The sequence below is a fragment of the Pseudomonas hamedanensis genome (assembly GCF_014268595.2).
GTDB lineage: Bacteria > Pseudomonadota > Gammaproteobacteria > Pseudomonadales > Pseudomonadaceae > Aquipseudomonas > Aquipseudomonas hamedanensis.
The window spans coordinates 3,195,019-3,221,979 of sequence record NZ_CP077091.1; the positions used below are offsets into that span (position 1 = coordinate 3,195,019).

Consider the following 26,961-nt stretch of genomic DNA (forward strand, 5'->3'; position numbering starts at 1 on the left):
CATCGCGAACAGCGATGGTAGTGCTCTGCTCCAGAGCACCTACCATCGCTCTCACTCTTTCAACTAGCCTTCACATAGAAAAGTAAGTGATTGTATTTCGTCATTCCTTTATCTTTGATCCCGTGTTTTTCCGCCCTCCTAACATCTTCTTTTATCTCATACACAAGATTGAATTTGGACAATGCAAGATTTGCGATATCGACATCCAACCTTCTTCCCTTTTCATCGCCACTACCTATGTGAATTATAAGCACTCCAGATGGCTTTAGCAGTTCAGCCGCCTTATCCACTAAATCAGCATAACACTCGGAAGAGTTGGCCTGTTGACGCTCGAGAAACCCTAAGCTCGTCTCATGAAAATCCGTTTCATTCCAACCACAGAACCAAAGTCTTAACCAATTCGGGCGATCAAACCTCATACCTAAAAAAGGTGGCGAAGTAATAATTGTGTCAAACAAACCTGTACTACTAGCATCCAGAGCCCTAAAGTCCCCATGCAATCCAATGCCTGGAGTAAAATTGTCGGGCAATGGTTTTTTCAAAGCCAACGTAATCTTATCTTTTACTTTCTCATAGACACTTTTGTATACAAAATCTCCTGTCGGACTAAATGGAGTAATAGGATGTGAAGTTCTAGATAACGCATAAGGCCTGTTGCCGTGCAGCACATGTAAAAGTGACGCCCATGCAAAGTTTTCTGCTTTATTGAAATTTGTTTTGTTCAGAAAGAGCCGCCTGGCTTTCAAAATCTCTTTCAACGTTTCAGGGTGGTAATACTCATGCACCTTGCCGTTTAACCCAAAATTTGCGGCTGTTATATCAGAAGTGGCAAGTTCAACTTTTTCAATTTCAAGCCACAGACTCTGCCAAGTACGAAGTGCCTCATCTAAGGGCGGCGGCGCCAGTTTTGCTGCAGCGATTTTTGCTGGAAATGGACTTTTATCATTTGAAACTGCTTCACGCCCCTGTAGTGCGGCTTCAAACGGTAACGTACCCACACCGCCGAGCAAATCCAATAACCGCCCGCCTTCCGGAACAAATTCTTTCACTAACCAATGAGCCATTGCTGGCTTTAGCTTGCCTTGGTAAGAACATAGTGAATGCAAGCCATGCCCCCAGTTCCTCTTCAGAAATGGTTCTTTTTGAAACGGCATATCCTGATGAAACCGAGCTGCCGCCTCAAACAAAGATTTTTCTTTATTTATCACTTTTTACATCCCAACCGGCAACACTGGCTTTGAAAACACAATCTCCACTTGTTTAAGCTCTGACTTGTCGCGGGAGTGCCGTCTTGCTATTACCGTTTCGCTTTCAACTTCAAACCCAGCCGAAATAGCAACATCAATCAATAAACGATCAGTTTGCACATGAACACCGTAAAACTTAGAATCACCTATATCCAAGACAAATTTAGCACCAGGCCTAAGCCCTTTAAACACTTGTAAAAACATTTGATACATATCGGAAAAATAATGCCGCACCAATCTCGGGATACGACTATCAGTGGCGACAATTAGAAGCCTCTCTACAACTAACTCAACACTGGCAAACCTTAAATCTTCAGGCTTGTTTTTTGTAACGTTATTGATTCCCGCTGTAATGGCCTGCTTATTAAATGCAGAAAGTTCTTTTTCACCACTTATAAAACCAGCAAGCCAAAGCTCAATTTTTGTGTTTCTAAAATAATTGGTCCCATTCAAATACGGAGGGGATGTCAAAGCAAATTCAAACTTACCTTCGAAATCCTCTGGGATGCTCATCGCATTTTCGGAAACTTTTACTGTTGACACTAACTCGTCTGGCATCATGATTACGTCGTCGAGCATACGCTGCACGCTATCAACAATAAACTCTCTGACATTCACGACTCTATTTTTATATTCGTCCGGCCTGCGACGCCGGAGATCCGCTCGACGCGTCATGTTAGACGATCTAACGGTATTGGAGGCACACGCAAGAATTAGCAGGTCTTTTGCATAAGTGTAAGTCTGACCATACTCCGAAGCGATGTTCCGCGCATAAAGTAGCTCTTGAATATCTTTCAGCTCAAAAAAATCTCTATTTGGAAACGCGCTTTGATACCCAGAAAGATCAACGCCCCTTGCCAGTCTTTCAAAATCACTAGAGCAAATTTTGCCTATGAAATCTTGGCACACCGCATGAAAATCTTCTTGATGGGACTTAGCCCAAATAGATCCATTTACTTTAGTCTCGGTAACAAAAGCCATAAATGGATTTATTTCACTATAATAGGAAGCTATCCCAAATTTGGATGCCGCCAAACATGTTGTACCAGAGCCGCCAAAGGGATCATACACATTGCGTGGCTGGAACCTTTCTAATATTTCCGTTATATAATTTGCAGAAAAACCTTCAACATAAGGATACCATCCGAATGCCCCCTGCTTAAGACTGTCTTTGAATGTTACGCCTAGATCAAGTTTTTTTGCACCTGACTTCTGTCCTGAGAGAGAGCGGACCTCATCGAACACCAATTTAGTTTGACCGAACTCATTACCCAACTGAAGAAGATCACTCATTATCATCTCCGCTCACTATTTTCTTCGTATCACGATTCAATTTTGTGATTAGATCAGAGTGAACGAAATCAACATTAACGCATTTAAGGTTGTCTGATCCGGACGATCTACTAATTTCCACATACGTTTGAGCAGACTCTAAAAACCACTCTTTAAGAGTTTTTGCGTCTCTGGCGAGGGCCGAATATAGCTCTCGTTTAAAAGACGGATCAATTTCTATGACAATCCGCCCACTGCTGCCAATGCTCATTTTTTCGCCCGACTACCGATGTTAGTTATGTAACATTACACGACCTAACTCACAATGCCAATGCAAAAAACGCATGATTCCAGGAGGTCTTTCCGCGTAGGTCCAAGATTTGTTCGATTCGCGATCAGGCCTAAACTACACGTCAGGCCTGAAGCACGATCGTCTTGGAGGCTTTCCTAACGCATAACTTATCCGGAAGCACTCTACCCGCCATAGCCCAAGGAACTCGGTGCAGCCCGGTTCCCTGACCGAAGTCGGACAAAGGCAAATACTGACAAATGGGCCCAATCGCATAGTCAGAAAGCACAGCACCCCGGAATAGTCGTCGACGTTAGTTGGCCTTTGCTGGCGGCCTCCTCCCCTACAGCGTCATTCGCTTGTTTCCACCTCGCCTCAATGACATCATAAAGCCATCACTCGGGATGAAATTTGTCACTCTACTCTGCTCGCAAGCTCCGCCAACTTCAGGAAAAAACGCTACACATGACGCAGCCCCTCAAGGACGAAGTTCAAACGCTGCTAAGCGGCCTCGTCACCCCCGATATCGTCGTAGCCAGCACCTCCGTTGCCACCTTGCTAGGCGGCCAGTCGATCCGCGGCAGCGACGACCGCCACATAGAAGGCCGGTTGACCATCCCCGAATACCAGCGCCCTTACCGCTGGCAGATCAAACATCTGCAACGCCTACTGAACGATCTCACCGAATACTTCTCACCGCCTACCGGTGCAACACCGCCTGAGCACGACTTCTACCTGGGTAGCATCATCGTCCACCAATCGCGCCCGACAAGAATGCGCACCGACGTCTTGAACATCATAGATGGCCAGCAGCGCCTGATTACCCTGGCATTGCTGGCACATGTGCTGAAGCAACGAGATCTCGCCCAAGGCATCGAATTGGCCTCTCCAGAGTCCCAGACCCGCGCCCTGGGCAATCTGCGCTGGCTTGAGCAACAGCCGTTGCCATCGGTGGACTTCTCGCGGATGAACATCACCTTGGTCGTCACCCGCAGTGAAGATGACGCCTACCGCTTTTTCGAGACGCAGAACACCGGCGGGGTCCGACTGGACGGCCCAGCGATCCTCAAGGCTCATCACTTGCGCGGGGTGTCGCGGCAAGAGCAGGACAAGCACGCGCGGCGCTGGGAGGCCTGGGGCAAGCTGGACGACACGATGGATGCGTTGATGAAGGCGCGTCACTGGCAACACCTGAAGTGGCGCAGTCTCTCGAGCCACCGCCAGCCACTGCAGATGCGTGAGGAGATCGTCGCGGAGTTGGCCGAGCGCACCGGGCAGGGCCTAGATATGGCGTATCGCACCGCGCGGGTCAGCCATTTTGGCCAGGGCCAGGCTTTGCAGGTGGACAGTGGATATGCGATGCGTCAGCCAATCAATGCCGGTACCAATGCCATTCACTACTTCGATTATTTCCATGAACTGCGTCGGACGGTATTGATCAGGCGTGATGACGACAGCCTTGCGTCTTTTCATCAGCTGTACGACGAGTTGGTGGTTAAGGCCAACGGAAGCGAATTTTTACGCAAGCTATTTGACTGTGCGGTGTTGCTGTATGTCAGCCAGTTTGGTCGACAAGGGCTGTTGGAGGCGGCGTGCTGGTTGTTCAGGGTGATTTTCTCGCCGCGGTTGAGCAATGAAAAGGCCGTGCGTGAAAGCACAGCGCAGAGCTTTGCCAAGCACAATCCGGTGTTGGACTGGATCGCCTACAGCTACACCCATGACGAGCTGATTGAAATCTTGCAGAGGTTCAGTTATTCCATTGCCGAGCGACTGGATGAGAATAGTGTGAAGTACCGGTTCGTGCGTACTGTGCAGGCGTACTTTTCGATGGGATCGAGCAAGCCGGGCGAAGCGCTTCAGACGGACTTTGATGGTGAACTCAAGCATGTCATCAACCGCATGCTCGAGAAACTCTCCTCCAGCCAGGAAGGTGTGCAATGAGTACCAGTGTCCGTTCCTATGTCCAGGCGCCAGCCTTGTTGTGCGCTGCAGAGATTACCCTGGTCGTCCCCAGCTACCAACGTCCTTATGTCTGGCCGAGCGAGGATGTTGTCGGTCTGTTGGAGCAGATCATGGTGGCCTGCGACACCGACGCGCCGCATTACTATATCGGCACGGTATTGACGTCCGCCGTCACCCCACGCGACTCAGGACACCCCCATACTCTCTATGAAGTGATCGACGGTCAGCAGCGCATGACCACCTTGATGCTGCTTGCCCTCGCGCTGACGGCGGTGGTGCCCGACAACGCCCTGGCGAAGTTCATCGTATGGAACAAGCAGCCCCGGCTGACCTTTGCCATTCGTGACGAAGTGCAGCGACTGTTTGCGGCGTGGGCCGGGCTTGATGCCGAGGAAAATACGGGCAGGGCCTCTGAGTCGGATGAAGCTTACATCAAGCACTTGTCCGCTGCCCGCAAGGCGCTTGCCGATCGGTTGGGCGCTTTGCGCAGCCAGCGGGGGGAGACGTATCTGGCCGAGGTGGCCGAGTACCTGTATGCGAAGGTGCGATGGGTGAACAACATCATGCCCCCGGGCATGGACCTGAACCGACTGTTTTCGACCATGAATAACAGCGGCGTGCAGTTGGAGCACAGTGACATTCTCAAATCCCGTCTGCTGGCTGTGATCGAGACGCAGAAGCTGCGCTTCGATGCTATCTGGCAGTCCTGTGAGAACATGGAAGATTTCTTCGAGCGCAATCTGCGCAAGGTCTTTTCGGATGCGGATTGGAAACGCCTGAAACAGGATGACCTGGCCAGGCATTGTGTGACGACCTTCCCTCTCAAACGCGTCCCCGCCGGGGATGTGCAGGGTAAGACTATTGCACAGTTAGCCAAACTGTCAGTGGTCGAATCGGACGAGTCCAAAGCACGGCAAGAGCCCGTACGTTATTGTCGCCCGATTATCAGTTTTGGCCTCCTGCTGATGCACGCCTACCGCATCTATCTCAAGGAGCACAGCCAGGACGATGTCGAGGTGCGCCTGCATGACAGTCGGCTCAACGACTACTTTGCCGACTTCATCGCCCACGCCACCGAAAGACAGGCTAAGACCTTCATCGAATGCCTGTGGGCGGTGCGTTATCAGTTCGACCTGTGGGTAGTAAAATGGCTGCCGGAGGCTGACAGCCAGGTATGGAATCTGCGTCAAACCAGCGTCAGCCGAAGCCGCTCCGACAACGGCTGGCGGCTTGTCCGCACCCGGCTGGAAAGCAGCGACCTGAGCCAGTTGCAGAGTGTGCGAAACTTCACCGGCGAGCGAAGCGCGCAGTATTGGTTGACGCCGTTTCTCGGGGCGTTGGTGGCTGGCGAGGCAAAGACGCAAGCGCAGGTCGTGGCGCTGCTGGAGCGCATTGACAATCAACTGTCGCTGGCCGAAGACAGTCAGAAGGAAGCCAGTTTTGCGCTGTTGGCCGGTCACGACTTCGCCATGCGGGGCATCGACACAGTTATCGATGACTTGAACGAGCCCAACGGCACTCGCTTCGAGCATTACTGGTTCCAGAAACTGGAATACATTCTCTGGCGAGAGCGCAGCCGCTTCGGTTTCTTTGACGCGTCCAAGCTGGCGGCCTACCGAATCACCTCGAAGAACTCTGTGGAGCATGTCCATCCCCAGCGGGAGGAGTTTGGCGTTGAGTTGGCTAAGGTTCACCTCGACAGCTTTGGCAACCTGGTGCTGCTGAGTCCTGGCGAAAACTCGTCCTATAGCAACCAGCGCGTCGGTAAGAAGCGAGAAGACTTCAAGGGCAAGCCCCGTTACGACTCGCTCAAACTTGCTCACATCTTCAGTGGCAAAGCCGAGATGGAATGGGATGCGCCTGCTATCAACCGGCACCAGGCGCAGATGTTAGTGCTGATCAAGGAGCACTATGACGCGACGGGGACCTAAAGACTGCGCCCGGTCCCACATGACCGAACGCATCACTGGGGAGGGACTGGGCGAAGTTCGTGATATAGACGACGTAATCTCACACTAAGCTTGCCACAGGGATGTCCGCTTCGGGCGTTCTCTGCCTATCATGATTACGAAGCATGCTGGTCAACTCCGATGCAATCGGTGGTCAGATCGAAGCAAATGGGTGGTCAAGTGGAGTGCAGTATTCCAATTGGTATTCCAACTAAAAATAAAAACAGATATTAATGTTATAAATCAATATCTTACTGAACGAATTCAAATTACCCCGGCCCAACACTCCACGACGAAGCCCGCCAAGTGCGGGCTTCGTCGCACCTGCCCTTTGGAACCGCAACACCCGATTCCCTGACTAGAACGGTCATACCCATCCACAAGCGTCGCACCCCCAAGCACCACCCAACACAGCCCCGAAAAAAACCCCGAAGATAGCCAAACCACAGCCATCCCTTTACCATCCCGCGGCTGGCTGGATGCCTCGCAGAGAAAACCGGTTGGCACATGGAATACTCAACCTGCACAAGGAAGGCGACAAAACATGAGCTTCATCGAAACAATTCAATCCAAGGAAGTCGATATCTACATATCGCTTTTCTTCACTATCCTCGGCCTGTTTCTGGGCGCCATTCTGGATCGATTCCTGAAAGGCAGCGCACCACAATCCGCCCATCAACCAGGCCATTCTGTAAACCTGACCTTCAACACGGTGGTAAATCCACCGCCGGGCGTGAACGCCGCAAGCACAAACCAAGATATGACCCCGGTCATCTGGATGATGATGGTAATTGCCGGGCTCATTTATCTGTTTTTCAGGGTTGAAATACTCAACCTGCTTTCCTGGATCACGCTGTTCACTATTTCACTGTGGGCTGGAGGAACGCTGCATAGCCTTTACCGGGGCTTCTTCGCGGGCAGTCAGTGGGTCGTTGCGCTGTTTTTTTCCTTGGCATTCTGCGTGGCCGCCACCTTCATCACCGACGAAGCCTTTACGCCTACTCTGGCGCCGCAAAACTTTCAGTACAGCCAGCAGATCATCAATGAGCAGGGCCTGACGGGGATAAAAAAATATTTTGTCTTGCTAGACATGCACTGGTTCTTGCTACACCTGATAGGCGTAATGCTGTTTATCTATACCAGCTTTCGCATGATGTTTTTTTCAACCTACTTCATCGTTGCGGGTGCTCATGCCAATAACAATGGCACTCACGAACCATGGCTTTCCAGAAAAACCCGTAAGTACGCCAATCTGCGCAAAAACATCATTTTCATGCCGATCTTGCTGGTTCTCGCGTACCTGCTCGCCTCGGGTCTCGCGTTCGACTGGTTGATCCACACGATGCCAAATCAGGTCAATGCGTTGATGAATACGGTGCTGTATGGGCGCTGATATTTTCATTACGAGCTGAATGAAAATTGTGGGGCGCCCACTAAACAGGCTGAAGCGAGATGAATTTTTCTTCACTGCGCCCAGCCCGGCCAGCCTGTAAAGTCCACTCGCTCATTCAAGAAACTACGGTTCGCCCGCGCTCCTAGCGGGCTTTTTTTCGCCCTTCATTCCCCGCACCTTGCCGCCCCCCACCATTTGCGCGACCCTGCCAGCATCCCCCTCGCCAAGGATCGCTCGATGCCGCTGTTATCCCTGCCCTGCCCCCGCCTGACACTGGCCATCCTCTCCCCCGATCAAGCCGAGCTGGAAACCGCGTTTTACCAACGCAACCTGCGCCACCTCGCCCCTTGGTCCCCCATTCGCACTACCGATTACTTCTCCACCGCCAACATCCGCCGTCGCCTCGAGATCCAGGCCAGTGCCTTCGAAGCAGGCCTGGCCATGCATTTCGCGCTGCTAACGCCGGACGGCCAACAAATGATCGGCGCCTGCAATTTCAGCGGGATCATTCGCGGGGCGTTTCAGGCGTGTTATTTGGGGTATCACATCGATGAGGCCCATCAGGGCCAACGTTTAATGCAGGAGGCGCTGGAGGCGGGGATTGGATATATGTTCGATACGCAGAACCTGCACCGGATCATGGCCAATTACATTCCTGGCAATGAGCGCAGTGCGCGGTTGCTTGAGCGCCTGGGCTTTGAGCGTGAGGGTTACGCAAAGGATTATCTGAACATTGCCGGGCGCTGGCAGGATCATGTGCTGACGGCGCTGGTCAATTCCGGGTTCGAGGCGCCGGATCAGCGTTGGTCGCGGCGCCTGAGCTGACGTTTAATTCATGTTTTTCTGAACGCGTTCAGAGCAAGACTTCAGGCTGAGCGCTAAAGACTTTCTGTGTGCGCTTGTTCACTACCGGCAGCTCCAACCGCGCGCGTCCGTAGAAGGCCAACGCCGTCAGCAAACAGCTCAGCCATACGAAGATTCCCGCCCAGAACGTGTGGGACATGTAGTGCCAGCCCTGCAGGACGCGGGTGGTGCCATAGATCAAACCCAGCAGCAGCGAGCCCCACAGGATCGCACTGGAAAAACGCCACTGATAACGTCGCGCCACGAAGTACAGCGCCAGCATGGTGAAACCGCCCGACGCATGGCCGCCCGGCCAGCAGCGGCCACTCCCGGCTTCATGGAACAGTTGGAAATTGCTGTACCACTCGATGTGAGGCATTTTCCCGCCGTACAACGTGGTTTCGATCGGGCAGTAAACGCTGGTGTGGGATTTGAGGAAGTGGATCACGCCCGTGCAGAGTGCGAACGCGACCACGACAAAGAAAAAATCCCTACGGTGATTTGCGGTAAAGCGCAGCACGGGCGCGACTTTATTGCGTTCCAGAAAGGCGCCAAGTCGCGGGCGTTTGTGCGGATTGACCAGTGGCCAGACCAGCGACAGCATCGCGCCGATCAAGGCGATTTCTGCCGTCCAGTTCGGAATGATCCGTGCCCATTTGTGGGTCAGTTTTTCGAAAAAATGGATTTTGTCGATCGGGAAGGTTTGCGTGAGCGGGTCGAACAGTAAATTGCTGAAGGCGATGTCGATTCGGGTCATGTCGAACATCAGAAACACGACGGCCGCACAGACCAACGGAATGCCGACGTTATACGCGTAGAAACGGGATTTCATTGGGTAGTTACCGTGCGCCAGTCGGAGGCTTCGATGAAGCCGAGCATCTTCGGAGCCGCCGGGTCGGCAGCGGAGACAAACAATGACGAGCCGTAACCCATGTTCGAGGCCGGCGCCTTGAGGTCTTTCTCGATCTGCGCCATGCACTCGCTGTGGGTCACCAGAATCAGGTTGCGTCCGGGGATCTTGTGGGCCAGCGCATCCTGCAGCATGCGGCCTCTGCAGTTGATCAGCCAGTCGTCGCCACTGGCGGCGTGGTTGAACATGTAACCGGCCGTCTGCACCGTGCGCATTGACGGGCTGTTATAGATGTCAGCGTTGGCCAGGCCCAGTTGCTCGAACCGGGCGCCGACTGCCACCGCGACACTGCGCGAGCGGTCGGTGATGCCGTCATTGCCACTCAGGCACGCAGCTTTGGAGTGATCGCAACGCTCGACGTGGCGCACCAGCACAATCATCTCGCCTTTGGCCCACCCCGTCGCCAACGCTTGCGCGCCGGCCACATTGCCATGGGCCAGGTCCGGCACTGCGTTGGGCGCCAGCAACCACAGGGTCAGCGGGATGACCAGTATTGATGCCGCCAGCACCACCCATGTATCGCGAAAACGCGCCAGACCGCTCAGGTCGATCGAGCGTTTGATGCCAAACAGACTCAGTCTCAATTCCACAAAAACCGCCTCGCCACTTTGCTTTGCAGGTCATTCGATGCGGCGAAGGTACGCAGACGCGCGTGGTCAGCCAGTGAAAGCCATGTGAAAAAGTTCTTGGGATGGGCTGCTATGAACGCCATCCGACAAAAACCTTTCAGCTCTCGGATTTGCGGCCGATACAGACCTGCTAACACCCCTGCTGGCTCAAAAGAACAACAATCTTCCAGCCTAACCGACGACAAGAAACCCAACGTTTCTGGAGGATTTGCATGAATAGCTGGTTCGGTAACATCAGTGTGAACATGAAACTCGGCCTGGGCTTCGGCCTGGTTCTGGCCCTGACCTGCATCCTGGCGCTGACCGGCTGGACCAGCCTCGGTGGCCTGATCGACCGCAGCAACTGGATGAGCGACATCACTCAGCTCAACTCCGGGCTGACCAAACTGCGCGTAGTGCGTCTGCAGTACATGCTGACCAACGGCGATGAAACCGCCGCGCAGAACGTGCAAACCACCCTTGAAGGCTTTGCTGCTCAGCAGCAGGCGCTGATCAGCAAATTCAAGAGCCCGGAAAACGTCAAACTGCTCAAGCAGCAGGCGGCGACCATCGCTGAATACCAGACCTCGCTGAATAAAATGCGCAACGCCTATCGCACCGGCAACAGCGCGCGCGACACCATGAGTGCCAACGCCCAGACCGCGTACAACCTGATCGAATCGATCAGCCAGCGTGTGCAGCAAATGGAGTTGAGCGATCAGCGTTTCGAGCAGTTCCAGGCCGTCACTGCGGCGAAGGAAGCGTTCATCCTCGCGCGCTATGAAGTGCGTGGTTACACCGCGACCAGCAATGCCGACACCGAACAGAAAGCCGTCGGCCAGATTGACGCGGCCATCGCCAGCCTCAAACCGCTGAATGCGCAATTTGCCGCGACTCAACAAGACGCGTTGCGCCAATTGGAAACCGCGCTGACCAGCTATCGCAGCGCGTTGATGGCGTACAAGAACGCCAACACCGAGGCCGTGCAGGCGCGTAAGGAAATGACCGATCAAGGCACCACGATCGTCGCCCTGAGCGAGCAGCTGTACCAGATTCAGCTTGATCGTCGTGACGCTGAAAGCGCCCAGGCGCGCACCTTCCAGTTGATCAGCACATTGCTGGCGCTGCTGGTGGGCATCATTGCTGCCGTGATCATCACCCGTCAGATCACCCGTCCGTTGCGCGAAACCCTGGCCGTGGTCGAACGCATCGCCAGCGGCGACCTGACCCAGAACGTCACCGTCACCCGTCGTGACGAACTCGGCGTGCTGCAACAAGGCATTGCGCGCATGGGCGTGACCCTGCGTGACTTGATCAGCGGCATTCGCGATGGCGTCACTCAGATTGCCAGCGCCGCCGAAGAGCTGTCGGCCGTGACCGAGCAGACCAGCGCCGGCGTGAACAGCCAGAAGATCGAGACCGATCAGGTCGCCACCGCCATGCACGAGATGACTGCCACCGTGCAGGAAGTCGCGCGCAACGCCGAAGAAGCCTCGCAAGCCGCCGCTGCTGCGGATGGCGAAGCCCGTGAAGGTGACAAGGTGGTGAACGAAGCCATTGCGCAGATCGAGCGTCTGGCCAGCGAAGTGGTGCGTTCGACCGAAGCGATGAGCGTGCTCCAACAGGAAAGCGACAAGATCGGCAGCGTCATGGACGTGATCAAGGCAGTTGCCGAACAGACCAACCTGCTCGCGCTCAACGCCGCGATTGAAGCGGCGCGTGCCGGTGAAGCCGGTCGTGGTTTTGCCGTGGTGGCTGACGAAGTGCGTGGCCTGGCCCAGCGTACGCAGAAATCCACCGAGGAAATCGAAGGTCTGGTCGCCGGTCTGCAGAACGGCACCCAGCAAGTTTCGGCGGTGATGAACAACAGCCGCGCGCTGACCGACAGCAGCGTCGCCCTGACGCGCAAGGCTGGCGTATCGCTGGAGAACATCACCCGCACGGTGTCGAATATCCAGTCGATGAACCAGCAGATTGCTGCCGCCGCCGAACAGCAAAGCGCCGTGGCCGAAGAGATCAGCCGCAGCATCATCAACGTACGCGACGTGTCCGAGCAGACCGCAGCGGCGAGTGATGAGACTGCTGCGTCGAGTGTTGAACTTGCGCGTCTGGGTGGTCAGTTGCAGCAGATGGTCAGCCACTTCCGCGTTTGATGTTCGTCTTGCGCTGAGGCTGAAAAACAATCGCGAGCAGGCTCACTCCTACAGGGTCCAGGTCGAACACAACATGTGTGAACACCTCGGAACCCTTGGAGTGAGCCTGCTCGCGATGGCGGTTAGTCAATCAAATCAAGGTTGGCTGACACTCCGTATTCGCGAGCAACCCCGCTCCCACACTGGATTTGTGTGGCACTCCGGATTTTGATCAAACCGCAAAACCCTGTGGGAGTGAGCCTGCTCGCGAAAGCGGTGGTTCAGCAAAATCAACGGTGCCTGACACTCCGCGTTCGCGAGCAGGCTCACTCCTACAGGGGATTCGTGGTGTGCTTTTTTACGCGGGATACCCGGTGATTTTGCGGATGCTTTGGTACAGCGGTTTGAGCTGTCGATACATGCGCAGATAGACGTCTTTGTACAGTTGCTCGTAGATCTTCTGCGCCTCGGGTTGTGGATTGAAGACCGCACCGACGCGAGTCATCGCCGCAATGGCCGATGGAAAATCCCTGTGCATTCCCAACCCCACCGCACAGCAAATCGCCGCGCCCAACCCTGACGCTTCATAGACATGCGGCCGCTCTGCCGGCAGGCCGAAAATATTGGCGGTCAGCTGCATCGCGGCATCACTTTGCGAGCCGCCGCCAGCCACGCGCAGGCGCTTGATCGAGACTTTCGAACGCCTTTCGATGTTCTCCATGCCTTGACGCAGCGCATACGCCAAGCCTTCGAGAATCGCCCGATAGATATGCGCGCGGGTGTGCACGTCGCCGAAGCCGATCATCGCGCCTTTGGCTTCCACGCCCGGCTCGCGGATGCCTGGCGACCAGTACGGCTGCAGCATCAAACCCATCGAGCCCGGCGGCACGGCGTTAACCAGTGCGTCGAACAGTTGCTCCGGTTCGATGCCCTGCTCTTTCGCCTGCTGCATTTCGCGCAAGCCGAATTCATTTTTAAACCAACTGACCATCCAGTAACCGCGATAGATCATCACTTCGCAGTTGTACTGATCCGGCACGGCCGAGGGATACGGCGGGATCAGCGGGACGATTTCCAGGTAGCGTGAGCGGGTGCTGGTGATGGTCGCGGTGGTGCCGTAGGACAGGCACACGGTGCTCGCATCGACCACGCCGGAGCCGATCACTTCGCAGGCCTTGTCCGCACCTGCGGCAATTAACGGAAGGCCTTCGGGAATGCCGGTGTGCCTGGCGGCTTCGGCCGTGATGTGGCCGAGGGTTTCGCCGGGTTTGTGCAGGGTCGGTAACTGCTCTGGACGCACCGCCAACGCCTGCCATTTCCAGTCAGTCGGCGCGGCCCATTTCAGCCGTTTGAAGTCGAATGGCAGATAGCCGACGCAGCAGCCGACCGAATCGACGAAGTGCCCGCAGAGGCGATGGGTGAGAAAACCCGAGAGCAGCAAAAACTTGTCGGTCGCCGCCCACACTTCAGGCTGATGGCGGGCGATCCAGTTGGCTTCGGCCTGGGCGCGAAAATAATCCACCGTCGCGTTGGCGCCGACCAGTTTGAACAGCCACCCCCACGGCCCTTTGATGCCGCCCTCGACTTCAGTCTGGCGTTGATCGAGCCAGATGATCGCCGGGCGCAGCGGCTTGCCCTCGGCATCGACATTGATCACGGTGCCGCGCTGGGTGGTGAGGGACACGCCGGCAATCTGCGCAGGGTCGATGCCGGTCTGCTGCCAGAGTTGCTGACAGGCCTCGCCGAGTTTCGCCCAGTAATACTCCGGATCCTGCTCGGCCCAACCGGGCTGGGTCGAGTAATACGCCTGCAGATCGACTTTGCCTTTGCCGAGCAGATTGCCCTGCAGATCGAAGAGCAACGCGCGCACGCTCTGGGTGCCGTTATCGATGGCCAGCAGGTACTTTTTCTCCGTCATGGCGTGATCTCCGGCAAGCCATGATCGCGCAGCCACAGCAAACGATAACGCTGAATCTCCCCTTGCCAGCGTTCATCGTCCCAGGCCAATCGCGGCTGGCAGAGCGTGCGGATCGCAGGGAAATAATCCTCGCCACCGCGCGGCAGCAACAGGCCCAACCGGGTTCGCCGCAACAACAAATCATCCAGATGCACAACCATTTCCGCCTCGCAGGCGAACGCCAGTTCTGCCCACAACGTGTCGGTGGCGCCGACCGTTTCCTGACCAAGTTCGGCCAGTAATTGCGCCAGCCTCGGCAGGTCTCGACCGTGACGCCCGGCCAACCGTCGCCATTGACTCGTACTCAGCCCCGGAATTGTCAGCGGCTGCACAGCGGCGAATACCGGAGCGCCGTCATCGACAAAGGAACGCCCCAACATTGCCGCGCAGGCCTTGAGCACTTCAATCGCTTGCGGACGAAACGTGGTCAGTTTGCCGCCGGCCAACGTCACGCAACCCGGCTCCTGCCACAGCACATGTTCGCGGGTTTCGTTTGACGGTTTGTCCTGATGCGCAGCTGCTGCACGACCGACCACCGGACGCACGCCAGACCAGGTCGAAAGCACATCATCAACGCCCACTTCTGCACCTGGAAATTGCTGCCGGCACGCGGCAAGCAGATAGTCGACTTCTTCACTGGAAATGCGCGCGCTCTGGTCGAGATCTTCACGGTGATCCAGGTCCGTGGTGCCAACCACCGTCGCGCCTTCCCACGGAAAAACAAACACCGGCCGCCGGTCGCGCTCATGCAGAAACGTGAACGCCTGAGCCACCGGAAGACGCCAACCGGGCAGCAACAAATGACTGCCGCGCAACGGTCGCAATTGCCGTGGTGCCTCGGTTGGCCGCAAGCGCTCAGCCCACGCGCCGGTAGCCACGGCCAGCACGCCAGAGCGCAATTGCAGCGTCGCGCCGCCCTCGCCATCTTCGACCTGAACCCCACTCACTCGCCCGCCGTCACGCAGCAGTTGCGTGACCCGCACTCCATTGACGATGAATGCGCCATCGGCTCTAGCCTCGCGCAATACGCGCATCACCAGCCGCGCATCATCGGTCAGTGCATCGACAAAACAGCTGCCGCCGAGCAAACCGTTTTCCTTCGCCCCCGGGGCGAGAAAACGCAGTTGCTGCGCGTCGTGAAAACGATGATTACGGCGCCCGGCCAAGGCGTCGTACACCGAGAGCAAGCCGCCCATGACGCGCCGCCCGGGAAAGCCGCCGCGATAGTGCGGCATCATGAAACTCATCGGCTCCACCAGCCCCGGCGCTTCGTCAAGCAAGCGCTGGCGCTCGCGCACCGAATCGCGGGTCAGCCGCCACTGGCCCTTGGCGATGTAACGCAAACCGCCGTGGACCATTTTCGATGATCGACTCGAAGTGCCCCAGGCAAAATCACGCTGCTCCAGCAGCAGACAACGCCAGCCCCGGCGCGCCGCTTCACAGACAATCCCGGCGCCGCTGATACCGCCGCCGATGACGATCACATCCCAGATTTCATCCGCCAGCGTCGGCAGAATCTGCTCGCGCCACTGCGCGTTCCAGTCGGCATTCATCGCCGTGACTCTGGCAATAACGTGCCGGGATTGAGGCGCCCGGCCGGATCAAAATGCTCGCTCAGCGCCTGCAAGGTCTGCATCGCCAGCGGGCCTTTTTCGCGCAGCAGATACGGCGCGTGATCCTTGCCGACGCCGTGTTGATGACTGATGGTGCCGTGGTTGTCGACGATGGTCTGGCTGGCCGCGTGTTTGAGCGCCTGCCAACGCGCCAGCGTCGCGGCATAGTCCGCCGCCGGGCGAAACACGTAGGTGGTGTAAATGCTCGAGCCTTCGCCGTAGACGTGGGACAGATGGGTGAATACATGCACGCGCTCGCCCTCGGCGGCCAAGGCGTCGCGCAGACTGTTTTCGATCAGCCTGAGCAGGTGATCAACGTTGCTCCAGTCGGTAGCGGTTTCCAGCGTATCGACGACGTAACCGGCATTCCACAGGTTCTCGCGCAGGTAGGGAAAACGGAAGCGATTCTGCGCCCACTTCTTGCCGAGCAGCGTGCCGGTGAACACACCGCCGAACGCTTTCAGATGCTGGCGCGCCTGTTTCAACGACAGTGCGTTTTGCTGGCGATTGCCGGTCACGCCGAAGGTCAGCAGGCATTTGCCGTCACCGGCGCCGCGTAGCTTGAGGTACTTTTCCAGCCAGGCGATCTGCTGCGGATGGCCGGCCAGCGCCAGTTGCGTTTCGGTTTCCACCGCGTTCGACAGGCGCAGCATCGACAGCGGCACGCGCGCCTGCGCCAGTTGCCGGATCGCCCGTAGCGCCTGCGCCCAGTCGGGCAGGAAGACACCGTAGAAACGCTCGCCCGCCGGCAACGCGCTGACCCGCACTTTGACTTCGGAAATGATCCCGAAACGGCCTTCGCATCCCAGCACCACTTCACGCAGATCGGGACCTGCCGCCGACGCGGGGAACGTTGCAATCTGCAGAGGCCCGGCGAACGTTTCCAGAGTACCGCCGGCAAACAACTGCTCGATCCGCCCATAGCGCAACGACTGCTGGCCACTGGAACGACTGGCCACCCAACCACCAAGCGTCGACAGCTCCCACGACTGGGGAAAATGCCCGAGCGTGTAGCCGCGTGCGCGCAACTGGCTTTCCACTTGCGGCCCGGCCGCACCGGGGCCGAACGTCGCCAGCAGGCTCTGTTCGTCGAGGTCGGTCAGGCGATTCATCCGCGCCAGCGACACCGTCAGCACCGGGCGCGTGGAGTTCGGCGGGTTGATGTGCCCGGCCACCGACGTGCCGCCGCCGTAGGGAATCAGGCAGAGGTCCTGGTCATGGGCGAGTGCCAGCAATTGGCGGATCTGTTCGGCGGTTTCGGGAAAGGCCACGGCATCGGGATAAGTGCCCAGCGCGCCTTCGCGCAACGCCAGCCAATCCGGCAGGCTCTGGCCGCGCGCGTGCAGCAGGCGATCGTGGGTATCGACGCTGTACAGACGATGTGGCACCAGACGCGAGGTCGGCACTTGCGCCAATGCCGCTTCCAGTGTGGCGTCGGGCAACGCGTGGCCAGCGCCCAAGCGCTCATGGAGAAATGTCGTGCCCTGGGCCGGCATTTCGACCACCGTGCCTGCCTCTCCCCAGCCGTTCCAGCGTCGCATGCGTGTGTCCTTTTTCTGCCGTTGGATCAAGCTTGCATACTAGTCAGCGCTGGGGATCTGTCACGGTCGCATCCGGCCAGATCCTGTAGCGAATGGCGCCAGACGTCAGGCCATTTACTTTCGCCGGCCAATCCACTTACCTTGCGGGCACTCATTCACCAAAGCGCCGTCGATCAAAGGACCGCGAACATGCCATCGCTCGGCTTCACCTCCGTTCCGCCGCTGCTCAAATACCTGCGCCATGCCGAACAGTTGGGCATGGCCATCGAGCCTGCGTTGGCGGCGGCCGGGTTGGACGCGCAGCAACTGAACGACAACACCCTGCGTCTGCCGGGTGAGGCTCATGAGCGCTTGCTGGATTATTTCTGCGAGCACTCGGGCGATCCGTTGTTCGGGCTGCATGCGGCAAATTTCGTCCTGCCCAATTCCTGGAGTGTGCTCGGTTACATCACCATGAATTGCGCGACGTTGGGCGATGCGATGAGCCGGATCATGCCGTTCGAAAAACTGGTCGGCGACATGGGCGTCAGCCGCGCCGAGGTGCAAGGCGATCACGTTCATCTGATCTGGACCTGCCGCTACGAGCGGCCCCGGATTCGTCGGCATCTGGTGGAAAACGTGCTCGGTTCGTGGCTGCACTACGCGCGCTGGATCGCCGACACACAGCTGTCGCCGGCCTGCGTGTGGCTGGAGCATCCGCGACCGAATGAGTTGTTGCTGGCAGAGTACGAGGCGTTTTTCGGTTGCCCGGTGCTGTTCGATCAGGCGTATTCGGCGCTGGTGGTGCCGCTGGCTTATTTGCAGTTGCCGCTGCGCCAGGCCGATGCACAATTGCTGCGAACGCTGGAAGAACACGCGATGGGTTTGCTGGCGACGCTGGAAGATGCATCGCTTGGAGAGCAAGTGAAAAACATCTTGCGCGGATTACTCAAGGAAGGCCTGCCGCGCAAGGAGCAAGTGGCCGAACAGCTTTGCGTTTCGGTGCGGACGTTGCAGCGGCAATTGCAGCAGGTCGGGACGTCGTATCAGCAGATTCTCGATGAGCTGCGTCAGGAACTGGCCGAGCATTATTTGCTCAACAGTACGTTGCCGATTCAGGACATCGCGCAATATCTCGGTTTTACCGAACCGCGCTCGTTTCATCGCACGTTCAAGAGCTGGTGCGGGATGCCGCCGGGGGAGTTTCGGCTGCGGAATCGGCGGTGAATGTGCGGGCCCTATCGCGAGCAGGCTCACTCCTACAAGGTTTTGCGGCGTACGCAAAATTCGCGTTCACCGAGATCAACTGTAGGAGTGAGCCTGCTCGCGATGAGGCCAGCCGCTACACCGTTTAAACAAGCTTTGCCACATCCGTTTAAACCGCACCGGCATTCCGCGAAACCACCCACAATTCCTTGCGCCGCTGCCCACGCCTGCGCCAGAATCCGCCGGCTTGTGCGCCTCAAACCTCACCGCTACTGTGATTGCGTCACTGCCATCAGTGATCGGGTTTAGTAGCCCGGAATATTTGGGGTGCATAGCTCATCAGACAGTCAGGTCTCGCCTGAACTTTATGGTGGCTGTGCGCAGGGCGCCTTCGGGCGCGCCGGTTTCCCAGATCCCCGGTCTACTAACCTGCGCACAGCTGCCTCCATTTCCTTTAGTAGGGAAGCGGTGGCCAGCCAAAATGAGGATCTGGATATGTTCAAAGTAACCCCAAACCCGCCAACCACCGACCCGGCATCCCCCTACGAGTCCCCCGACTCAAAGAAATTCCACGAAGCCGCCGACCGCGCCCTCGACCATTACCTCGGCACGTCCAGCGCTGAATTCATGGCTCCACCCTACACACCCAATACGCTGTACATGGCCAATCCCGACGCCGACAACGAATCGCTGCTGGCCGATGCCTGCGAAACGCTGGGGTCAGCAACGGTGATGCTCAACAATCAGGCAGGGCTGGTGGACGGCTCGCCGCGCAAGACGTTGCAGGGCATTGCGCAGATTGTGATGGTCGCGGAGATGGCAGTGAATCGGGTGTTGGATCGGTTGGTGCCGACGGAATGAGGTGAAGGCCCGCAAGCGATTTCGATAGATGGCTTGCGGGCTGTTTCGGCGCGGTAAGCGAACTATCGGGCCTTCAGCTCAAAGACTGATCGCATTGGTAAACACCAACCGATTGCCAAACGGATCGGAAATGGTCATGTCCTGGCTGCCCCACGGCATCGCCTGAATCTGCGGGTGCGAAAACGTGTAGTTCTTGGCAATCAACTGTTGCTGAAACACTTCCAGTTCATCGGTCTCGATACGCAGCGCCGAACCCGGGCACGCATCGCCGTGATGCTCGGACAAATGCAACACACACTCACCCCGCGACACCTGCAGATACAGCGGAAAATTCGCTTCGAAGCGATGCTGCCAGTCGATCGTGAAACCGAGAAAATCGACGTAGAACTCGACAGCCTTGGCCTCATCGAAGATCCGCAGGATCGGGGTGGTTTTGCCCAAGCTCATGGGGTGCTCCCTGACTGATTGGCCCCACAGTGTAGACGGGGAGGATGTCAGCAAATCGGCTTGGTGATGGCTTTCTTTAATCTCATAGTGCCATCACTGTGACGCACGCCACGAATCCTTAACGAAAGTTGTCGCGCAGATCACCCTGACGCGCGAGGAACCGCCCCGCCCTGCGTCCATTCGCCTGCCCGTCGCGATAGCTCAACACGCCGTTGACCCATACCCCGTCAATCCCCTGCGCGGCACGTTGCGGATCATTGAAATCGGCCACATCGCGCACGGTTTGCGGATCAAACAACACCAGGTCCGCCCAATGTCCTTCACGTATCTCGCCTCTTTCCAGCAAACCAAAACGCGCCGCCGACAAACCGGTCATCTTGTGCACAGCGGTGTGCAGCGGAAACAACCCGACGTCACGGCTGAAATGGCCGAGCACCCGTGGGAAAGCGCCCCACAGGCGCGGATGCGGGAACGGGTCTTCCGGCAGTCCGTCAGAGCCGACCATCGAAAGCGGATGGGCGAGGATTCTTCTGACGTCGGCCTCGTCCATGCCGTAATACACCGCGCCCGCCGGTTGCAGACGTTTCGCTGCATCCTCCAGCGGCAATTTCCATTCGCGAGCAATGTCGATCAGGTCGCGTCCGCTGACTTCCGGGTGCGGTGTCGACCAGGTGATGGTGATGCGGTGGGCGTCGGTCACTTGCTTCAAATCCAGCGTCGAAGAACTCGCTGCATACGGGTAGCAATCGCAGCCGACCGGGTGGGTTTTCGCCGCTTCTTCCAACGCTGCGAGCAACTGCGGGCTGCGCCCCCAATTACCGACGCCGGCGCATTTGAGGTGGGAAATGATCACCGGCGATTGCGCGTGTCGGCCGATCTGGAACGCTTCATCCATCGCCTCCAGCACCGGGGCGAATTCGCTGCGCAAATGGGTGGTGTACACCGCGCCGAACGCCGTCAGTTCTTCGGTCAGTTGCATGACTTCATCAGTCGAGGCGTTGAAGGCGCTGGCGTAGGCCAGACCTGTGGATAAACCCAACGCGCCGGCCTCGAGGCTGTCGCGCAACTGTTCGCGCATGGCGGCGATTTCGCCGGGCGTCGCAGTGCGGAACAAGTCGTCGAGGTGGTTGCTGCGCAACGCCGTGTGGCCGACCAGTGCGGCCACGTTCAGCGTGGTGTTGGCCGCTTCGACGGCGGCGCGATAGTCGCTGAAACGCGGATAAATAAACGCCGCTGCGCTGCCGAGCAGGTTCATCGGATCCGGCGGATTACCTTTCAGGCTGACCGGCGAAGCACTGATGCCGCAGTTGCCGACAATCACCGTGGTCACGCCCTGGCTGAGCTTGGGCAGCATCTCGGGCTGGCGGATCACCACGGTATCGTCGTGGGTGTGCACGTCGATGAAACCCGGCGCCAGCACGCGGCCGGCGGCGTCGATTTCTTCGCTGGCGTTGGCGTTGTGGAGGTCGCCGATGCGCTCGATGCGGCCATTGAGAATCGCCACGTCGGCCTCATAGCCGGGCGTGTTGCTGCCGTCGATGACCAAGGCGTTGCGGATCAGGGTGTCGTACTGCATGTCAGTCTCCCAGCGGCAGGTGATCGTCGCCGCCACGGTATTCGTCGAGGGCGAGTTTGATCCGCCGCAGACGTTCTTGATTGTCTTCAGGGCTTGCCAGCGCCAGCTCGGTGGCGAGCACGTCGATGGCCAGCAGCATGCCGTAGCGCGCGGCTGTCGGTTTGTAGATGAAGGAGGTTTCCGCGCCTTGCAGCGGCAGGACGACGTCGGCCAGTTCGGCCAGTGGGGAGTCGCCGCGAGTGATGGCGAGGATGCGTGCGCCGTAGTTGCGTGCCAGCTCCACCGTTTCCAAAAGCTCCGGGGTGATGCCGGTCAGCGAGCAGACAATGAGCACCTGTTCGGCGTTGAGGCTGGCGGCGGTGACGCGCATCATCACCGCGTCGTGACATACCGCAATCGGATAGCCAAGGCGCACCAGGCGCACCTGCAATTCATCGCTGCACAGGGTCGAGCAACCGCCCATGCCGAAGGCGTGAATCATCCGCGCCTGGCCGAGTAATTTCACTGCATCGGCGAAACGCGATTCGTCGAATCCGGCCAAATGCTGACGCAGCGTGGTTTCGATGTCGCCGACGATCTGCCCGTAAAACGCCGACTGCTCAGGCGTGCCCGCCGGGTCGAGAAAACGGCTGCCAACACCGCTGGCCTGGGCCAGTTGCAGACGCAGATCGCGCAGGTCACGGCAACCCACGGTGCGGGCAAACCGCGACAGCGTGGCGGTGCTGACTTCGGCGCGTTGCGCGAGGTCTTCGAGGCTGGCGCTGGCGGCAAATCCGACGTCGTCGAGCATCAGCCGGGCGATGCGGCCCTCGCCGGCACTGAAGGAATCCTGGCGGGCGCGGATCTGGTAGAGGATGTCCATGGACGGCGGGCTCCGGTTACAGCAGGTAAGAAAGGCCGACGGTCAGCGCGAAGGCGACCAGCGAGATCAACGTCTCAAGCACGGTCCAGGTCTTGAACGTCTGCGCGACCGTCATGTTGAAGTATTCCTTGATCAACCAGAAGCCGCCGTCGTTGACGTGGGAAAAGATAACCGAGCCGGCACCGGTCGCCAGCACTAAAAGCTCAGGGTGTGGATAACCCAGACCGATGGCCACCGGAGCGACAACGCCTGATGCGGTGGTCATCGCGACTGTCGCCGAACCGGTGGCGATACGCATCAGCGCCGCAAACAGCCAACCCATAAGCAGCGGCGACAGGTGAAATTCGTGGGCGAGGCCGACGATCTGATCGGTCACACCGGCATCCACCAGAATCCGGTTCAAGCCGCCGCCAGCCCCCACCAGCAAGGTGATGCTGGCGGTTGGCGCCAGGCATTCGTTGGTGAATCTGAGGATCGATTCACGGTTGAAACCTTGGGCAATGCCCAGCGTCCAGAAGCTCAGCAAGGTCGCCAGCAGCAGCGCAATGACCGAGTTGCCGATGAACAACAGGAACTGGTTGAAAGCGCTGCCGGGTGTGGCAATCAGATTGGCCCAGCCGCCGATCAACATCAACACCACCGGCAGCAGGATGGTCGCCATGGTGATTCCGAAACCCGGTAATTTGTCGCGCGGTTCGCGGTCGAGAAATTGCTTTTCCAGCGGGTTATCTGCCGGCAATTGAATGCGCGGCACGATGAACTTGGCGTATAGCGGGCCGGCGATAATCGCGGTCGGAATGCCGATCGCGATGGCGTAGAGCAAGGTCTGCCCGACCGACGCCTGATAGGCCTGCACCGCGAGCATTGCCGCCGGGTGCGGTGGCACCAGCGCGTGTACCACCGAGAGGCCGGCGACCATTGGCAAACCGACCATCAGAATCGAAACGCCAACGCGGCGGGCCACGGTGAAAGCGATCGGCACCAGCAAGACGAAACCGACTTCGAAGAACAACGGCAGCCCGACCAGAAACGCGATGCAGACCATCGCCCAATGCGCGTTCTTCTCGCCGAATTTCTCGATCAGCGTCCGCGCCATCTGCTCGGCCCCGCCGGACTCGGCCATCATCTTGCCGAGCATCGTCCCCAACGCTACCACCAGCGCAATATGGCCCAGCGTCTTGCCGACCCCGGCCTCATAGGCGCCGACCACCGCCGACGGCGGCATCCCCGCGACCAGTGCCAGGCCGAGGGAAATCAGGGTGATGACAATGAACGGATTGAGCCGGTAACGGGCGATCAACACGATCAGCGCGATGATGGCCACGGCGGCATAGACCAGCAGCCAATAGCCGAAGGAAGGCGTCATGCGGTACTCCTCGAAAGGGTCACGTTCGAATGGGTTGTGAAACTCATAAATCATTTCGAGATAGAGATTTCAAACCGTATGAAAGTAATTTTCGTGGAGAGACAAGACGTGTCGCGGACGGGTATATGGTGTCGTGATTAATGAAAATTGCGGGGCCGGATTTTCATGTCTTTCCAAATCACCACAAAACCTTGTGGGAGCGAGCCTGCTCGCGAAGACGTCATCACATCCAACATCTTCACTGCCTGACCCACCGCATTCGCGAGCAAGCTCGCTCCCACAGTTGGGATTGCATTCCTCCAGGCGGAACGCGGTCAACTTGTAGGAGTGAGCCTGCTCGCGATTGCGGTGTGTCAAAACACAATTTTTTGACTGACACGACGCTATCGCGAGCAGGCTCACTCCTACAGTTTTTGATCACATTCCTCCAGGCAGAACGCGATCAACCGGTGGGAGCGGGCTTGCTCGCGAAGGCGTCAGCACATCCGACATCTTCATCGGCTGACGCACCGCTTTCGCGAGCAGGCTCGCTCCCACAGTTTGGACTGCATTCCTCAAGGCAGAACGCTGTCAACTTGTAGGAGTGAGCCTGCTCGCGATTGCGGTGGGTCAGAACAGGATTATTTGACTGACACAACGCTATCGCGAGCAGGCTCACTGCTACGGTTTTTGATTGCATTCCTCCTGGCAGAACGCGGTCAACCGGTGGGAGCGGGCTTGCTCGCGAAGGGGTCATCACATCCGACATCTTCATTGGCTGACCCGCCGCTTTCGCGAGCAAGCCCGCTCCCACAGTTTTGATTGCATTCCTCCAGGCAGTACGCGGTCAACCTGTAGGAGTGAGCCTGCTCGCGATTGCGGTGTGTCAAACATGATTAGTTGACTGACACTCCGCTATCGCGAGCAGGCTCACTCCTACAGTTTTAATCACATTCCCTCAGGCAGAACGCGGTCACCTGTGGGAGCGAGCCTGCTCGCGAATGGCTTCACTCGGTGCTAGCTGAACTCACACCATTTCGTTACGAATCCATTCAACCACCGACGTGCGCTTCGGTGCCCAGCCCAGCAGCTCGCGGGCGTGTTTGCCGCGTACTCGGCTGTTGGAACCGAGGCCGTAGTTGGCCATTTCATAGCCCCATTCGGCTTCGGCGTCTTTGAGTGGCCAGTCTTGCGGTTTGCCCAGGTTCAACGCTTCGGCCATGGCGGTGGTCATGTCGATGAACGAGGCTTCACCGCTTTCCACGAAATAGAAAGTGCCCGGCACGTTCTTGGTCAGCGCCAGCAGATACAGGGCGACGACGTCTTCGATGTGCACGTTGGACCAGATGTTCTGCCCAGTCCCGACGTGGCGAACGACGCCGCTTTTGCGCGCCTGTTTAAGCAGTCGCGGCAATTGCACGCTGTCGCGTTTGACGCCCAGGCTGTGTCCATAAATCAGCGTGTTGCAGATCACCGCCGAGTTCACGCCATCCTGCGCCGCCGCGAGCACCAGGTTGTCGATGGCCACGCGATCGGCCTTGTCGACGGTAGGTTCGGGCAGGTTGTCTTCGTAGTAAATGTCGTCGCTGGATTTACCGCCCGAGGCATCGCCGACAATGCTCGAACCGCTGGTGTGCAGAAACACTTTGCCGGAACCGCGCAAGGCGCCAAGCAACGCCTCAACCGCGCCGCGATGATCACTGCTGGCAGCGTTGATCACCGCATCAGCGACACGCGCCTGGTCCGCCAGCAACTGGCTGTCCTCAAGGGTACCGATCACGGCATTCATGCCCAATGCCTTCAGCTCGTCAGCCTGCTCGGCGCTGCGTACCAGACCGGTGACGTTGTGCCCGGCCTGCACCAGACCGGTTGCGATGGAACCGCCGATAAATCCGGCAGCGCCGGTGATGAATACGTTCATGGAGAAACTCCCTGCGTGAGTAATTGATGCAGTGAGTATCGACCGATGAACCTCGGCGAAAAACCCGCCACAGGCCAATTCAATCTTGCGCAGGGATCACGAATCAGCCTTTGAAATCGGCGCTGGCGTAGGCCGCGAGTTTGCCCTGGATAAAGTCGAGGAAGCACTGGATGCGCAACGCCAGTTGCGAGTTGCGGTAGTACACCGCGTTGATTGGCTGGCGGTAGCCGCTGTTGAATTCGCCGAGCAAAACCTTCAAACGCCCTGCGCGGATGTCGTCGATGGTCATGAAATGCGAAAGGCAGGCGATGCCCTGCCCTTCCAGTGCCAGGTGGCGCACGGTCTCGCCGCTGGAGGCGCTGATCGCCGGGGTGATCGGCCAGCGGTCGCCGTGCACATAGCGCAGCGGCCATTGGTTGAGGCCCTCGTTCTGGGTGAAACCGAGCAGCGTGTGCTCACTCAGATCCGCGACCTGTCGTGGCGCACCGTGTTTTTTCAAATACGCGGGGCTGGCGACGATGAGCAACGGACTGCAGCCGAGCGAACGCGCGTGCAGCGTCGAGTCGGCAAGGGTGCCGATGCGGATGGCGACGTCGGTGCTTTGTTCCAGCAGGTCAATGATCAGGTCATTGCTGTTGAGTTCGAGCTGAATGTCCGGGTAAAGCCCACGGAATTCGTCGATGTGGGGAACGATGGCGTGGAGCATGAACGGCGACGCGGCGTTGATCCGCAGGCGCCCGGACGGGGTTTGCTGGCGCGAGGAAAGGCGTTCTTCAAGTTGCTCCATCTGATCGAGAATCAGCTTGGCCTGTTCGAAGAAATACTTCCCTTCCTCGGTCAGGTCCATGCGCCGCGTGGTGCGGTTGATCAGCGTGGTGTCGAGCTTGGCTTCGAGTTTCGACAAGGTGCGGCTCACCGCCGACGGCGTCTGGCCGACCTGCTCGGCGGCGGCGGAAATCGAACCGCACTCGATCACGCAGACGAAAATCTGCAACTCATCGGATCTGGCTTTCACGGGTGTCCTCGCTGGAATCGCCGATCGCAGCCT

At 57.8% G+C, this 26,961-nt stretch carries 19 protein-coding genes and 2 pseudogenes; 8 read left to right on the forward strand and 13 right to left on the reverse strand.

Translation table 11 applies throughout. The features are described 5' to 3' along the window. Positions 1-59: 59 nt before the first annotated feature. Together HU739_RS13905 and HU739_RS13910 are read right to left on the reverse strand one after the other, a co-directional pair. Positions 60-1,208 (reverse strand): hypothetical protein, encoded by a 1,149-nt coding sequence (locus HU739_RS13905; RefSeq protein WP_186547369.1) that lies wholly within the window; start codon positions 1,206-1,208, stop codon positions 60-62. 3 nt (positions 1,209-1,211) lie between these two features. Further along, positions 1,212-2,540 (reverse strand): class I SAM-dependent methyltransferase, encoded by a 1,329-nt coding sequence (locus tag HU739_RS13910; RefSeq protein WP_202884241.1) that lies wholly within the window; start codon positions 2,538-2,540, stop codon positions 1,212-1,214. Positions 2,541-3,273: 733 nt separating this feature from the next. On the opposite strand from HU739_RS13910, the gene HU739_RS13915 reads away from it, so the two are divergent. The 4 genes from HU739_RS13915 (at position 3,274) to rimJ (ending at position 8,937) form a co-directional block, all read left to right on the forward strand. After that, a complete protein-coding gene (locus tag HU739_RS13915; RefSeq protein WP_186547370.1) occupies positions 3,274-4,749 on the forward strand; it encodes a DUF262 domain-containing protein in 1,476 nt (491 codons plus the stop codon). Continuing rightward, positions 4,746-6,701 carry a DUF262 domain-containing protein gene (locus tag HU739_RS13920; protein ID WP_186547371.1) on the forward strand — a complete coding sequence of 652 codons (1,956 nt, stop codon included), beginning with the start codon at positions 4,746-4,748 and terminating at the stop codon, positions 6,699-6,701. The genes HU739_RS13915 and HU739_RS13920 overlap by 4 nt, the downstream gene beginning before the upstream one ends. A 562-nt stretch (positions 6,702-7,263) precedes the next feature. Then, the gene (locus HU739_RS13925; protein ID WP_186547372.1) at positions 7,264-8,112 is read left to right on the forward strand and encodes a hypothetical protein; all 849 of its coding nucleotides are present in this window, start codon (positions 7,264-7,266) and stop codon (positions 8,110-8,112) included. A 237-nt stretch (positions 8,113-8,349) separates the two neighbouring features. Continuing rightward, complete coding sequence (rimJ, locus tag HU739_RS13930; protein WP_186547373.1) at positions 8,350-8,937, forward strand: ribosomal protein S5-alanine N-acetyltransferase; 588 nt, start codon at positions 8,350-8,352, stop codon at positions 8,935-8,937. A gap of 28 nt (positions 8,938-8,965) precedes the next feature. Here rimJ and HU739_RS13935 read toward each other — a convergent pair whose 3' ends face one another. Both HU739_RS13935 and pmrG read right to left on the reverse strand, forming a co-directional pair. Next, positions 8,966-9,787 (reverse strand): phosphatase PAP2 family protein, encoded by an 822-nt coding sequence (locus HU739_RS13935; protein ID WP_186547374.1) that lies wholly within the window; start codon positions 9,785-9,787, stop codon positions 8,966-8,968. Further along, complete coding sequence (pmrG, locus tag HU739_RS13940; protein ID WP_186547375.1) at positions 9,784-10,455, reverse strand: lipopolysaccharide core heptose(II)-phosphate phosphatase PmrG; 672 nt, start codon at positions 10,453-10,455, stop codon at positions 9,784-9,786. Before pmrG ends, HU739_RS13935 begins: the two co-directional genes overlap by 4 nt. Positions 10,456-10,739: 284 nt before the next feature. Between pmrG and HU739_RS27030 the strand changes: the two are divergent. Both HU739_RS27030 and HU739_RS27040 read left to right on the forward strand, forming a co-directional pair. Next, positions 10,740-11,720 (forward strand): annotated as a pseudogene (locus HU739_RS27030) (methyl-accepting chemotaxis protein); the annotation flags it as partial. 309 nt (positions 11,721-12,029) lie between these two features. Further along, positions 12,030-12,626, forward strand: a pseudogene (locus HU739_RS27040) (methyl-accepting chemotaxis protein); the annotation flags it as partial. 337 nt (positions 12,627-12,963) lie between these two features. Here the strand turns inward: HU739_RS27040 and HU739_RS13950 are convergent. Genes HU739_RS13950 through HU739_RS13960 form a run of 3 tightly spaced genes read right to left on the reverse strand, consistent with a single transcriptional unit; the run spans position 12,964 to position 17,716 of the window. Continuing rightward, the gene (locus HU739_RS13950; protein WP_186552190.1) at positions 12,964-14,523 is read right to left on the reverse strand and encodes an FGGY-family carbohydrate kinase; all 1,560 of its coding nucleotides are present in this window, start codon (positions 14,521-14,523) and stop codon (positions 12,964-12,966) included. After that, entirely contained in the window at positions 14,520-16,115 is a 1,596-nt protein-coding gene (locus HU739_RS13955; protein ID WP_186552191.1) for a glycerol-3-phosphate dehydrogenase/oxidase, read from the reverse strand. The genes HU739_RS13950 and HU739_RS13955 overlap by 4 nt, the downstream gene beginning before the upstream one ends. Then, positions 16,112-17,716: an FAD-binding oxidoreductase gene (locus tag HU739_RS13960; protein ID WP_186552192.1), complete on the reverse strand. Its 1,605-nt coding sequence runs from the start codon at positions 17,714-17,716 to the stop codon at positions 16,112-16,114. The genes HU739_RS13955 and HU739_RS13960 overlap by 4 nt, the downstream gene beginning before the upstream one ends. A 189-nt stretch (positions 17,717-17,905) precedes the next feature. Between HU739_RS13960 and gliR the strand changes: the two genes are divergently transcribed. Both gliR and HU739_RS13970 read left to right on the forward strand, forming a co-directional pair. Further along, positions 17,906-18,922, forward strand: a complete 1,017-nt coding sequence (gene gliR, locus HU739_RS13965; protein WP_186552193.1) for an AraC family transcriptional regulator GliR — start codon at positions 17,906-17,908, stop codon at positions 18,920-18,922. Between the two features lie 474 nt (positions 18,923-19,396). After that, a complete protein-coding gene (locus HU739_RS13970; RefSeq protein WP_186552194.1) occupies positions 19,397-19,762 on the forward strand; it encodes a DUF6124 family protein in 366 nt (121 codons plus the stop codon). Positions 19,763-19,840: 78 nt separating this feature from the next. On the opposite strand, the gene HU739_RS13975 is transcribed toward HU739_RS13970, so the two are convergent. From HU739_RS13975 to HU739_RS14000, 6 genes are all read right to left on the reverse strand, one after another. Next, positions 19,841-20,209: a glyoxalase superfamily protein gene (locus tag HU739_RS13975; RefSeq protein ID WP_186552195.1), complete on the reverse strand. Its 369-nt coding sequence runs from the start codon at positions 20,207-20,209 to the stop codon at positions 19,841-19,843. A gap of 118 nt (positions 20,210-20,327) precedes the next feature. Further along, the gene (locus HU739_RS13980) at positions 20,328-21,785 is read right to left on the reverse strand and encodes an N-acyl-D-amino-acid deacylase family protein (protein ID WP_186552196.1); all 1,458 of its coding nucleotides are present in this window, start codon (positions 21,783-21,785) and stop codon (positions 20,328-20,330) included. 1 nt (position 21,786) lies between these two features. Next, positions 21,787-22,647 carry a MurR/RpiR family transcriptional regulator gene (locus tag HU739_RS13985; RefSeq protein ID WP_186552197.1) on the reverse strand — a complete coding sequence of 287 codons (861 nt, stop codon included), beginning with the start codon at positions 22,645-22,647 and terminating at the stop codon, positions 21,787-21,789. 16 nt (positions 22,648-22,663) lie between these two features. Then, on the reverse strand, positions 22,664-24,013 hold the full coding sequence (locus tag HU739_RS13990; protein WP_186552198.1) for a GntP family permease: 1,350 nt from the start codon (positions 24,011-24,013) through the stop codon (positions 22,664-22,666). 1,006 nt (positions 24,014-25,019) lie between these two features. Next, positions 25,020-25,913, reverse strand: coding sequence for an NAD-dependent epimerase/dehydratase family protein (locus HU739_RS13995; protein WP_186552199.1), 894 nt, complete (start codon positions 25,911-25,913; stop codon positions 25,020-25,022). Between the two features lie 103 nt (positions 25,914-26,016). After that, entirely contained in the window at positions 26,017-26,928 is a 912-nt protein-coding gene (locus tag HU739_RS14000; RefSeq protein ID WP_186552200.1) for a LysR family transcriptional regulator, read from the reverse strand. Positions 26,929-26,961 lie beyond the last annotated feature (33 nt).